A 12062-nucleotide genomic window follows, 5' to 3' on the forward strand; every position below is an offset into this window, starting at 1 on the left:
AAACCGCCAAGGTGACGCAGCGACACCGGTTCAAATCGCTTGCTCCCACGGCGGGCGCGAACCGCGGCCACAGGAACGCGAGAACAGCCTGCGCCGCGCCGGGGCGACGCGGCCCGTTACCAAAAGCCCTTGAACATTACGCAGCCAACTGCCGAAGCATCACCACACCCGCGGGCTTTACCTCCCGACCGCTGGAAACCCCCGCCCCCTCGCACGCCAAACCACCACAAGCGTCCCTAGCAATAGCAGCAACAATGCCGGGCAGAACGCACCGGCACCGAGGCGGGCTAACAGCACGCCGCCGAGGAGGCCACCCCCCGCGATGGCCGCGTTCCAGGCCGTGACCAGCATGGATTGCGCAACATCCGCAGCCTCTCCAGCGGCCTTGGCTAGCGCGGTTTGAAACAGCGTCGCCGCGCCACCGAAGGCCAGGCCCCAGGCTGCCACGGCCCCATAAACCGCAGCCGGCTCATCACCCAACACGCCCAGCACCAGCGCCGCAAGGCCGAACAGGGCCGTGCTGGCGAGGGTCAGCGCGCGCAGATGGCGGTCGATCAATACCCCGATCACCCAGATCCCCAGCAGTGACGTGACACCGAACACCAACAGCACCAGGTCGGTCCGCTCAGCCATGCCAGCCGTGGTCAGGAATGGCGCGATGTAGGTATAGAGGATGTTGTGCGCTAGGACGAAGGCGAACACTGCCAGTAGCACCGGGCGGATGCCCGGCAGGGTAATAACCTGCACCAACGGCAGCCGCCCGCCGGCGGTTTGGCCGGCGAAGTCAGGGACCTTGGCCCGCACCCACGCCATCAGGGCCAGCGCCAGCAGGCTCATGATGCCGAAGCACGTACGCCAGCCCACTACGCTGCCCAGCCATGTGCCGGCTGGCACGCCAAGTGACAGCGCCAGCGGTGTACCGACCATTGCAATGGCGATGGCCCGGCCCTTTTGCTGCTCCGGTACCATGCGCGCGGCATAGCCGGCCAACAGCGCCCAGAGCAGCCCCGCCGAAACGCCGGCCAGGAACCGGGCGAACATCGTCAAGCCATAGTGGGTAGAAAAGGTCGTGGCGGTGTTGGCAACCACGAAGCCGCCGATCGCCGCCAGCAGCAGCGGCCGGCGCCGTGCGCCTTGGGTGGCGGCGGTCAAGGGAATGGCCGCGACCAGCGAACCGACGGCATAGACGGTTACCCATTGCCCGGCCAGCGCCTGCGAAACCCCCATTCCGGCGCTGATCTGCGCCAGCAAACCGGCCGGCAGCGCTTCGGTGAGGATCGTGACAAACCCCGCCAGGGCCAAGGCCAATAGCGAAGCGATGGGCAGAGGCGCCGAGGCTTGACCTGCGCGGCCACCGTCGAGGGTATCGGTTGCTGTGGAATGTGCCATGGTTTCGCCTTGTTAATACAAGCGGCCATCTTCGGTGGCACGGCTATGCAAGACAATAATGCTAATGTTCACAACATATCGGACACATAGTCGCAACTGGGAGCCGCGATGGAATCGCTTGGCGGTATTACGTTCTTTGTACAGGCTGCGGAAACCCGCAGTTTTTCCGAGGCCGGCCGCCAGCTTGGGGTATCGTCGTCGGCCGTGGGCAAAAGCGTCGCGCGGCTTGAAGAACGCCTTGGGGTACGCCTGCTTCACCGCAGCACCCGCAGCATCACATTGACCGCCGAGGGGGCGCTGTTCCTGGAGCGGTGCCGGCGCATTCTGTGCGAAGTCGAGGCGGCCGAACTGGAACTGGCCGAAACCCGGAAGGCCCCGCAAGGGCGCTTGCGCATCAGCCTGCCTTTGGTTGGCAGGTTGGTCATGCCGGCGCTCACGGCCTTTATGCACCGTTACCCGGCCATCGAACTGGATGTGGACTTCTCGGACCGCTTGGTGGACGTTATCGAAGAAGGTTTCGATGCGGTGGTGCGCACCGGCGAGCCCACGGACTCGCGCCTGATGTCTCGCCTGCTCGGCACATACCGATTGCTGCTGGTAGCCGCGCCTGGGTATTTATACCGCCAGGGCACGCCTCGGCACCCTGCCGACCTGTTGCGCCACGCCTGCCTTCAGCACAAATTCCCCAGCACGGGGAAGCTTGAAACCTGGCCGCTAAAACACGCGGAAGGCACCATGCCGTTGGCGGTCCCCGCGACCATGGTGTGCAACACCACCGAGGCGCTGATGGACGTTGCCAGGGACGGCCTAGGCATCGCCTGCCTGCCAGACTTCATGGTGCGCGAGGCCATCGGCCGGGGCGAACTGGCCACCGTGCTGGATACGTATATCGAGTACCAAGGCACCTTTCGCCTGCTTTGGCCTTCCAGCAAGCACCTGGCGCCGAGGCTGCGCGTTTTCATCGACTTCATGGCCGAGGCGCTTTTTGCTGAAAGGCCATAGCCAGCGTTACGCCGGGCGGGCCAGTGGCGCCATCCGCCATCATCGAAGCCGCGCGTAAAATAGACGCCGGGGCTATCGTCATGGGCCATCGGCTCCCGGCTTCGACGAACGCCTGATAACCTGCCACCACGGCCTATGGAACGTTTATGCACTCACCCAAGCACGGCCGCGGGCCACAGGTTCCCGGCCAAGCACCCACGGCGGACATTGCCGCCGCTCACGACTCTGCCAGCACGCCTGGCAAACCACCCCCTACAAAAGACCCTGTTTGTGGTATGGACGTCGCGGTACCCCCCGCCCACCACACCACCTTTGCCGGGACGGCCTATGGATTTTGCAGCGCGGGATGCAAAGCCAAATTCGATGCTGACCCCGGCCGCTATGTTGGCAGTGCGCAGGCCACCCCTTCTGCGCCCTCTGCGCCCTCTGCGCCGCCGGAGCATGCCCATGCCAAGCCTGCGCCGGGCGGCACCTTCTACACCTGCCCGATGCATCCTGAGATCCGCCAGGCTCGACCGGGTAACTGCCCCAAGTGCGGCATGGCATTGGAGCCGGAGCTCCCGAGCCTGGAAGCAGGCGACAACCCAGAGCTGAAGGACTTTACCCGGCGTTTCTGGTGGTCGCTTCCGCTGTCGGTGGTTGTGCTGCTGTTGGCCATGTTCGGTCACCGGTGGCACCTGATGGGCATGGGCGCCCAAAGCTGGGTCGAGTTGGCCCTGACGGTGCCCGTTGTGCTCTGGGCCGGCTGGCCTTTCTTCCAGCGCGGCGGGCAGTCGCTGGCCAACCGCAGCCCCAACATGTGGACGCTGATCAGCCTGGGCACCGGCGCGGCCTTCGTTTACAGCGTGGTCGCCACGGTGGCGCCAGGGCTGTTCCCCAGCGCCTTCGTCTCGATGGGCCGTGCCAACGTTTACTTCGAGGCAGCCGCGGTAATCATCTCGCTGACGCTGTTGGGGCAGATACTCGAACTGCGCGCACGCGCGCAAACCTCGACAGCGATCCAGTCGTTGCTCGGCCTCTCGCCGAAGACCGCGCGGCGCGTACGGCAAGACGGTACCGAGGAAGATATTGCGCTGGCCGATATGCAGGTGGGCGACCGGCTGCGCGTCCGCCCCGGTGAGAAGGTTCCCGCCGACGGCGTGGTACTTGAAGGCGGCAGTTTAGTCGATGAATCGATGCTGACCGGCGAGCCTATGCCGGTGGCCAAGCATTCGGGCGACAAGCTGATCGGCGCCACGCTCAACACCCACGGCGCATTGCTGATGCGCTGCGAGCGCGTCGGTACCGGCAGCGTACTCTCGCAGATCGTGCAGATGGTCGCCCAGGCGCAGCGCTCCAAGGCGCCGCTGCAGCGCATGGCCGACGGCGTGGCGAGGTGGTTCGTGGTCTTGGTGGTGGGCATTGCGGCGCTGGCATTCTTCGCCTGGGGCCTCTTCAAGCCCGAGCAGGGCTGGGTGTTCGGCTTGGTCAATGCAGTGTCGGTACTGATCATCGCCTGCCCCTGCGCGTTGGGGTTGGCCACCCCGATGTCGATCATGGTGGCGACCGGGCGCGCGGCGACCCAGGGCATCCTCTTTCGTGACGCAGCGGCCATCGAGAACCTGGGCAAGGTGGACACGCTGATCGTCGACAAAACCGGCACCCTTACCGAGGGGCGCCCAGCCTTTGACCGCGCAGTGCCAGCCCACGGCTTCGATGCCAGCGAGGTGTTGCGATTAGCCGCCAGCCTCGACCAGGGCAGCGAGCATCCACTGGCCGAGGCCATTGTTCGTGAAGCACACGAACGCGGCATCGCGCTGCAGGCGGTGGAGGCGTTCGACGCCGGCTCGGGTATCGGCGTGCGTGGCCGCGTCGCCGGCCGGCAACTGGCGCTAGGCAACACGGTGCTGATGGCGCAAGTGGGCGTGGCCGCAGATCCACTGGCGGCGCAGGCCGAGGCGTTGCGCCAGCAAGGCGCCAGCGTTATGTACCTGGGCGTGGATGGCGCTTTGGCGGGGTTGCTGGCGGTCTCCGACCCGGTCAAGGCGAGCACGCTGCAAGCACTGCAAACACTGCACGCGGCTAACATCCGCATCGTCATGGCCACCGGCGACGGCGCGACCACGGCCAGGGCGGTGGCGGCAACGCTGGGCATCGACGAGGTGCATGGCGAGGTTCAGCCCCAAGACAAACTGGCGCTGGTGGCACGGCTGCAACAGCAAGGCCGTGTGGTAGCGATGGCCGGTGACGGTATCAACGATGCGCCGGCGCTGGCCCGCGCGGACGTCGGCATCGCCATGGGCACTGGCACAGACGTGGCAATGAACAACGCCCACGTGACCCTGGTCAAGGGCGACCTGCGGGGCATCGCGATCGCCCGCGACCTGTCGCAGGCCACCGTGGCCAACATGAAGCAGAACCTGTGGTTCGCGCTGGTGTACAACGGCCTGGGCGTGCCCTTGGCCGCCGGCCTACTGTACCCGCTGACCGGCTGGTTGCTCTCGCCCATGTTCGCCGCGCTGGCCATGAGCCTGAGCTCAGCGTCGGTGGTCGGCAATGCACTGCGGTTGCGCGGCCATTCGCGCCAGCCAATCGGGCGGCAAGCCAACGGTTAGCTCGGCTTTACCAAGCAAGCCGGTCGCCGCCGGCCGGCTGTGTTGCCAACGTACAAAGCGGCCATAGGGGCGCGCACCACGCTTCATGCCTGCCAGGAATGACTGTTATCGAGGGCACCTGCCTTCTTCGCCCCGGGTTTGCCGCTCATCCTTTGCTCATCGCCAACCACACGGGAGCACACGATGAGTACCTTTCAAACTTACACCGCCGACAACGCACCGGCCGCCTCCAGGCCAGACCTCGTAGCCACCCAGCGCGCCTTTGGCTTCGTGCCTAACCTGCAGGCGCACATGGCTGAATCCCCGGCATTGCTGGCCGGCTATTCGGCATTGTGGGAGCTGTTCTCCAAGAGCACGCTCACGCCGCACGAGCAGCAGGTGGTGTACCTGACCTCGAATTTCGAGAACAACTGCCACTACTGCATGGCCGGGCACAGCGCGCTGGCAAAAATGATCGAGATGGATGCCCAAGTGCTGGCGGCGTTGCGTGCTGGCACGCCGCTGCCCGATGTAAAGCTTGAGGCCTTGCATCGGTTCACGACGCTGGTGGTGCGCGAGCGAGGTTTCGTTGCCGATGCGCAGGTCGATGCCTTCCTGGCAGCCGGCTACACCCGCCAAAACGTGCTTGAGGTCATCCTTGGCGTGGCCACCAAGGTGATGAGCAACTACACCAACCACATCGTGCATACCGAACTCGACGCCTTCATGGGTGGCAACGAATGGACGAAACCGCCGGCCGTAAGCTGATTCAACGCCTGCCACCTTTCGGAGACTACCCATGGCACTGCAAGACACACTCGATGCATTCAAGGCTGATTTCAGGGCGGGCAAACCGCCCTACTACGCGCCGCCAAGCATTCACCCCATCATGGAGCGCGCCACGGCACAGCTGATCGCAAGCGGCCAAGCGGGCCGGGCCGTGAAAGCGGGCGAGGCCGCGCCGGCGTTCAACCTCACGGATCAAGAAGGCAACGCCGTCTCGTCTGCAGCGCTGCTTGCCAAGGGCCCGTTGGTGCTCACCTTCTATCGCGGGGTATGGTGCCCCTATTGCAATATCGAACTGCAAGCCATTAACGAAGCGCTACCGCAGATCCAGGGCTACGGGGCGAATGTAGTCGCGATCTCGCCGCAGACGCCCGTTAACAGCCGCAAATCGGTGCGCACCAATCAATTGAAATTCCCGGTACTGAGCGACCCTCGCGGCCAAACCAGTGCGGCTTTTGGCCTACGGTTCGCGTTGCCCGATTATCTGGTCGAACTGTACAAAAATCTGAAGAACGACCTGCCGGCCTTCAACGACGACCCGAGTTGGACCTTGCCAATGCCGGCGCGCTACGTCATCGGCCAGGACGGCACCGTACTGTACTCGGAGGTCAACCCGGACTATACGCGCCGGCCAGACCCATCGGTAATGTTTCCGGTGCTTGAGAAAGCGGCGGCCAGGGCCTGACCTTCACCACCTACCGCGCCCTTGGGTGGCGCGGTTTCCGATTCAGAGGACGCCCCATGGCAACACGTACATTTCTTATTACAGGCGCGAGCAAAGGCATCGGCCTGGCGCTCGCCGAGCGGCTGCTGCAGGCCGGCCATCACGTCGTAGGCCTTGCGCGCGACGCCGTCGACTTTCCAGGCGACCTGGTGAGTGTCGATCTGGCTGACCGCACCGCGACCGACGCCGTGCTACACGACTTGATCGGTCGCTACGCGTTTGACGGTGTGGTGAACAATGTTGGGCTGGTCAAGCCACAGCCCCTCGGCGAGATTGGCCTTGACCAGCTCGATGATGTTTTCGCGTTGAACCTTCATCCGGCGGTACAGGCCGTTCAGGCATTGCTCCCAGGTATGCGAACGCGTGGCTGGGGGCGGGTGGTGAACATTTCCAGCCTGACGATTCTGGGTATGCCGCAGCGCACCGCCTATGCAGCGGCGAAAGCCGCGTTGGTGAGCTTTGCCCGCTCATGGGCGCTGGAACTGGCAGGCTCTGGCATCACCGTCAATGCCGTAGCGCCAGGGCCGACGGAAACCGCGCTGTTTCGCCAGAACAACCCGGTGGGCAGCGAAGCAGAACAACGGTACCTGCGTGCCGTGCCGATGGGCCGCTTCGGTAAGCCCGAAGAAATTGCCGCCAGCGTCTCGTTCCTGTTGTCCGAGGATGCCGCCTTCATCACTGGCCAGACGCTATACGTCGATGGCGGGGCATCAATCGGCAAGCTCGGCTTCTGAGCCAACGCTCGCGGCTGGGGCGGCCAGCACCTCCTCAACGAAGGCGACGAACGCGCGCGCCTTCGCGCTCACCAGCCGCCCGGCCGGGAACACCGCCCACAGGTCGATCGACGGTAGCTCCCAGTCGGTGAGCACCGCCTGCACCGTGCCGTTGGCAAGCTCTGGGGCGAACATCCACTCCGAGGCAATGGCAAGGCCCATATCCGCAAGTACCGCCGTGCGAATACCCTCGGCAGCGCTTACGCTCACGCGGCCGGATACCACCACGGCGACGGCCTTACCATGCTGGCTGAACGACCACGATTCACCACCGCCTCGTAATGAATAAACAACAGCCTGGTGCTGGCTCAGCTGCGCGGGCGCTGTCGGCGTGCCTGCCTGAGCAAAGTAAGCCGGTGTGCCCACAACGTGCCGCCGGCTTTGTGAAAGACGCCGTGCAGTCATAGAGGAATCGTCAAGCGAGCCCATGCGCAGCGCAACGTCCACGCCCTGTTCGAGCAAATCTATTGTACGGTCGTCCAGTACGATATCGATTTGCAGGTTGGGGTGCCGGTCAAGAAACACCTTGAGTGCCGGCAGAATGTGCAAGCGGGCAAACGTTACGGCGGCGCTGACGCGCAGCACGCCAGATAACCCGGTAGACGCATCACGCACAACTTGCTCGGCACATTCTACCGCCTCGATCGCTCGCCTGGCCTGCTCGTAGAAGCGCTGGCCCGCATCGGTCAGCGCAAGCCCCCGCGTCGAGCGCAGCAGCAGCCGCGCACCGAGCCTCGCCTCAAGCTGTGCGATCGACTTTGAGACGGCCGGCTGCCCCAGCTTGAGGCGCTTGGCCGCGGCAGAGAATGACCCGGCCTCCACCACACTGACATACGTTTCCATTGCCGCCATCCGGTCCATGCGGGCGTCTCTCCTCATCAACACTGTGGTAAGTGGGTGTTACCGGCCGAGGCCTGTCGCGCCGGCGCCAATCGGCCATAGCGGCCATGCCCGCACAGCGGGCCCGCACCGCCCAGATCATATCCCCATGGGGGGCATTGCTGGCGGGAATAACGCTTATCGCCCCGCCTTCATCGGGCGGCCGCAGCCGGGCAATGTCATATCCGCCGCTCATGCCATTGCCTACCACCGTTTCAATATCAAACACCCACGCATGAACACCGTTAACCGGTTGCGATCGCCCGTAGGAAATCGACAACCTGGTGTAGGCACTCATCGGGCCGCTCCAACGGCGCCAAGTGGCCGCTGTCGAGCTCCACGTAACGTGCGCCCGGAATCGCCGCCGCCAGCGCCCGTGCATGGGCTGGCGGCACCATCTGGTCCTGGGTACAGCCCATCACCAAGGTGGGCTTGTTGATGCGCTTGGCCTGTTCGCTTACATCCAACGACAGGTCTAATTCCACTTGGCGCCCCATGCCTTCCCACTGGTTGCCGGTCACGATGGCTTCGATGTTGTCCTCAAGCTGCTGGGTACTGAGGCTCCGCAAGAAGTCAGGGCTGAAGCCGGTCAACAGCAACAGCCGGGCCATCGCCCGCCGATCGGTACCGATCAGGTCACGCCATAAGCCGAATTCCATTTGCATACGGCTGTCGGTGCCCGCGGCGAAACCGGCCAGCAATACCACCGCCCGCACATCGTCGGGGTATTGCGCCGCAATAAAGGCCGCGACGCTGGCCCCCAGCGAGAAGCCGACGAGGTCGAACGGCACCACGTTGGCCGCTCGCGCAGCCGCAACGACCTGCGCGGCCAGGGCCTCGACCGACAAACCACGGCCATCGTCGACGGTGTTGCCGGAACCGGCGTAGTCGGGCCGCACCACCGTCCAGTGCGCCGCCAATCGCCCAACCAAGTGCCCCCAGTTGCTTTCTCCATCGCCGCCGGTGCCGTGCACCAGCACCAATCCAGGCCCGCGCCCATCGACCCGATAGAAAACCTGTGTACCCTCAATTTCGACCATAGCCATGCGCTAGAACCCCTGCTTTTGTTAAAGACGGTTCAAGGCTAAAGTTTGACAGCATTGTGAAGGTCAAGCGGTTATGGGGGGTGGGATGCGGATAGGAGAACTGGCGCAGCGCACAGGCATCAGTGAGCGGATGCTGCGTTACTATGAGCAGCAAGGCTTGCTGCAACCAGCACGTACCGGCTCGGGTTACCGCGACTATAAAGGCACGCACGTCCAAGCGGCGCAGCGCATCCGCATGCTCAGTGCGGCGGGCCTGAAGATCGAAGCTATCCGCGTATTGTTGCCCTGCATGATCGACAACAGCCCAGCGTTCGAGCCCTGCCAGCAAGTCCGGGCAGCGCTGCGCCAGGAAGTCGAAAAGCTGGACGAGAAACTGCGCCACCTGAGGCAAAGCCGGCAGATCGTCGCCAGTTTTCTAGCCGGCGTAGACGCGAACCGCGAACCCTTTTCATAGCATTGTGGCACTTCATTTGAGCGAGAAAACATCAATGCCGGTCAGCGTGGCCGACAGCGCCCAGAGGCGTTCCGCTTGCACGGGGTCGGCGGCATAGGGCCGAACACCGACAAACGACGGCGGCTCGCTGGCATCTATTTCGGCGATCTCACAGTCCTCGCAGTACACACCGCCCATGGCTTGCAACTGCGCAGAAGTCGCTGCCCATACTTGGGTCGCGGCCCCCTGCTGGGCCGTTTTGAACGTCGGGTCGGCGGGCTGGCCACTGGCGTCGAGCCAGCCAGCGGCAACCATTTCGCCCTGTGTGATATGGCGCTGTAGCGGTGTAAAAATCTTCCCAGGGTGCAGCGAAAAAGCGCGAACGCCTTCATGCTGGCCGAGCCGATCGAGATGGACGGCAAACAATGCATTGGCCGTTTTCGACTGCCCGTAAGCCAACCACTTGTCGTAGCCCTGGGTGAAGTGCACATCGGCCCAGCGGATAGCGGACTGATGGTGGCCGGCCGACGACACCACCACCACTCTGGCGCCCCCTTTGAGCGCTGGCCAAAGCAGATTCACCAGGGCGTAGTGGCCGAGATGATTAGTGGCGAACTGCGCCTCCCAGCCCGGCCCCCGGCGGGTTTCCGGGCAGGCCATGATGCCAGCGCTGCCGATCAGCATATCGAGGTGCCGGCCCGTTGCCAGGAAGCGCCCGGCGAAATCGCGCACGCTGGCCAGATCGGCAAGGTCCAGGCGATCGGCCACGACGTTTCCCAGACCCGCCAGCACTGGGCGAGCGGCCCCCGGGTCGCGCGCCGCGACGATAACGTGAGCACCCGCGCTGGCCAGCGCTCGCGTCGTTTCCAACCCCAGGCCTGAATGGCCCCCGGTAACCATAGCGGTGACGCCGTGCAGATCACGACCTTCGAGCACCTCTGCGGCGGTGGTATGGGCACCGAAACCGGAGTGAATAGGGGACTGTTTGTGGGCCATGGCGTGTGCTGAAACCTGAGATAGATAGAAGCCGGGCAAAACCCATTCAGCGTATTGTCCGGGTTAGAATCAGGATCGTGAATGCAACAAAGTCCAACTTTCTATCGAGATCGTCCGAATACAGCCATGGACCCGCTTTCTGAGATGCTTGCCCTGCTCGGCACCCAAAGCTCCGTTTTCGCAGGGCTGAAGGCCGGCGGCCCGTGGGCCCTAGACTTTCCGCCACCAGAGGGCATCAAATTCAATGCCGTCGTCCATGGCACCTGCGAGCTGAGCGTCGATGGCGAGCAGCAGCCGATCCCACTCAAGGCGGGCGACTGCTTTCTGTTGTCCCGCCAGCGGGCCTTTTCCTTAGGCAGCGATCTCGCGTTGCCGGCGGTGAATTGCGAAACGGTCTATCGCCATGCGGTCAACGGTATTGCCCATTGTGGCAATGCCGGTGAGTTCTTCTTGATCGGCGGTCGTTTCGCCTTTGGTGAGGAAGCGGCCCTTCTGTTCGATGCCTTGCCGGCGGTGGCCGTTATCAAACACGGCTCGGAACAGGCATCGGTATTGCGCTGGGCGCTGGAGCGGCTGGCCCATGAGCTTACCCAGCCTTCCCCAGGCAGCTCGCTGATGGTTCAGCATTTTGGCCACATCATGCTGGTGCAGGTGCTGCGGATATACCTGGCCCAGGAAGCAAGCGGCCCGCCGAGCTGGCTTTTGGCGTTGTCCGACCCGCGCCTCGGCTCGGTCCTTCAGGCCATCCACGCCGCCCCGGCCCGGCGTTGGACCGTCGAGGACTTGGCCCAGGTCGCTGGCGTATCACGTTCAACCCTAGCACTGAAATTCAAGCAAAAGGCCGGCGCGAGCCCGCTGGAGTATGTGCTACGTTGGCGCATGCAACTGGCAACGCGTGCGCTGCGCAACAGCCAGGTCACGATTTCTTCCATCGCACAGAAGCTGGGCTACGATTCAGACAGTGCGTTCAGCAACGCCTTCAAACGCATCATGAACTGCTCGCCACGTGAATACCGGAAACGGCAAAACGCCGCTTCTATGTGATCGGCGAGCGCAATGACCGCAAGCACCAAGCGCGATTGAGAAAAAAACCGCCCGCGAAGAGCCTGGTTTCGCTAGGCCCGACCGTGCCAGCCGCCTTTCGATGTAACGAATGGCGGCTCAGCTTTATGGCGCTTGAGCCCGGCATGCGGGCGAACTTCGCCTCGCTATCCCTGTGCACGGCCGGTTCGTTAGCCGGGGCGGCGAACCCCGGGGTATCCATGGCCGTTCATCAACCGTGGTTGTGCGCCAACACGAGGGCGTCGTCCAAAAACCTGACCGCATTCCGAAGGGGGGATGCGGCGGAAATCTTGGACTACCTGGAGGTAGTTCATGTATTCATACGAAGACCGCATCCGAGCGGTCGAGCTCTACATAAAAGTGGGGAAACGCATCGGGGTAACGATTCGTCAGCTGGGC

General features: G+C 63.8%; 11 protein-coding genes. 7 read left to right on the forward strand and 4 right to left on the reverse strand.

The window, feature by feature from the left end; genetic code table 11:
- Positions 1-177: 177 nt before the first annotated feature.
- On the reverse strand, positions 178-1389 hold the full coding sequence (locus HAQ05_RS25410; RefSeq protein ID WP_190426350.1) for an MFS transporter: 1212 nt from the start codon (positions 1387-1389) through the stop codon (positions 178-180).
- Positions 1390-1497: 108 nt separating this feature from the next.
- On the opposite strand from HAQ05_RS25410, the gene HAQ05_RS25415 reads away from it, so the two are divergent.
- From HAQ05_RS25415 to HAQ05_RS25435, 5 genes are all read left to right on the forward strand, one after another.
- A complete protein-coding gene (locus HAQ05_RS25415) occupies positions 1498-2391 on the forward strand; it encodes a LysR family transcriptional regulator (RefSeq protein ID WP_190426352.1) in 894 nt (297 codons plus the stop codon).
- 146 nt (positions 2392-2537) lie between these two features.
- The gene (locus tag HAQ05_RS25420; RefSeq protein WP_190426356.1) at positions 2538-4985 is read left to right on the forward strand and encodes a heavy metal translocating P-type ATPase; all 2448 of its coding nucleotides are present in this window, start codon (positions 2538-2540) and stop codon (positions 4983-4985) included.
- A gap of 183 nt (positions 4986-5168) precedes the next feature.
- Entirely contained in the window at positions 5169-5732 is a 564-nt protein-coding gene (locus HAQ05_RS25425) for a carboxymuconolactone decarboxylase family protein (RefSeq protein WP_190426359.1), read from the forward strand.
- 31 nt (positions 5733-5763) lie between these two features.
- Entirely contained in the window at positions 5764-6435 is a 672-nt protein-coding gene (locus HAQ05_RS25430) for a peroxiredoxin-like family protein (protein WP_190426362.1), read from the forward strand.
- Positions 6436-6491: 56 nt separating this feature from the next.
- Positions 6492-7208 (forward strand): SDR family oxidoreductase, encoded by a 717-nt coding sequence (locus HAQ05_RS25435; protein WP_190426365.1) that lies wholly within the window; start codon positions 6492-6494, stop codon positions 7206-7208.
- Here HAQ05_RS25435 and HAQ05_RS25440 read toward each other — a convergent pair.
- A complete protein-coding gene (locus HAQ05_RS25440) occupies positions 7185-8108 on the reverse strand; it encodes a LysR family transcriptional regulator (RefSeq protein ID WP_190426367.1) in 924 nt (307 codons plus the stop codon). The two genes, HAQ05_RS25435 and HAQ05_RS25440, sit on opposite strands and share 24 nt — an antisense overlap.
- Before the next feature lie 263 nt (positions 8109-8371).
- Complete coding sequence (locus HAQ05_RS25445) at positions 8372-9172, reverse strand: alpha/beta fold hydrolase (protein ID WP_190426369.1); 801 nt, start codon at positions 9170-9172, stop codon at positions 8372-8374.
- Positions 9173-9257: 85 nt separating this feature from the next.
- Between HAQ05_RS25445 and HAQ05_RS25450 the strand changes: the two genes are divergently transcribed.
- Complete coding sequence (locus HAQ05_RS25450; RefSeq protein WP_190426371.1) at positions 9258-9626, forward strand: MerR family transcriptional regulator; 369 nt, start codon at positions 9258-9260, stop codon at positions 9624-9626.
- Positions 9627-9638: 12 nt separating this feature from the next.
- On the opposite strand, the gene HAQ05_RS25455 is transcribed toward HAQ05_RS25450, so the two are convergent.
- Positions 9639-10601 (reverse strand): SDR family NAD(P)-dependent oxidoreductase, encoded by a 963-nt coding sequence (locus HAQ05_RS25455; RefSeq protein ID WP_190426373.1) that lies wholly within the window; start codon positions 10599-10601, stop codon positions 9639-9641.
- Between the two features lie 126 nt (positions 10602-10727).
- Between HAQ05_RS25455 and HAQ05_RS25460 the strand changes: the two genes are divergently transcribed.
- Entirely contained in the window at positions 10728-11645 is a 918-nt protein-coding gene (locus tag HAQ05_RS25460; RefSeq protein ID WP_190426376.1) for an AraC family transcriptional regulator, read from the forward strand.
- Positions 11646-12062: the final 417 nt, after the last annotated feature.

Origin of the sequence: Pseudomonas typographi, assembly GCF_014694385.1 — a bacterium.
Lineage (GTDB): Bacteria > Pseudomonadota > Gammaproteobacteria > Pseudomonadales > Pseudomonadaceae > Aquipseudomonas > Aquipseudomonas typographi.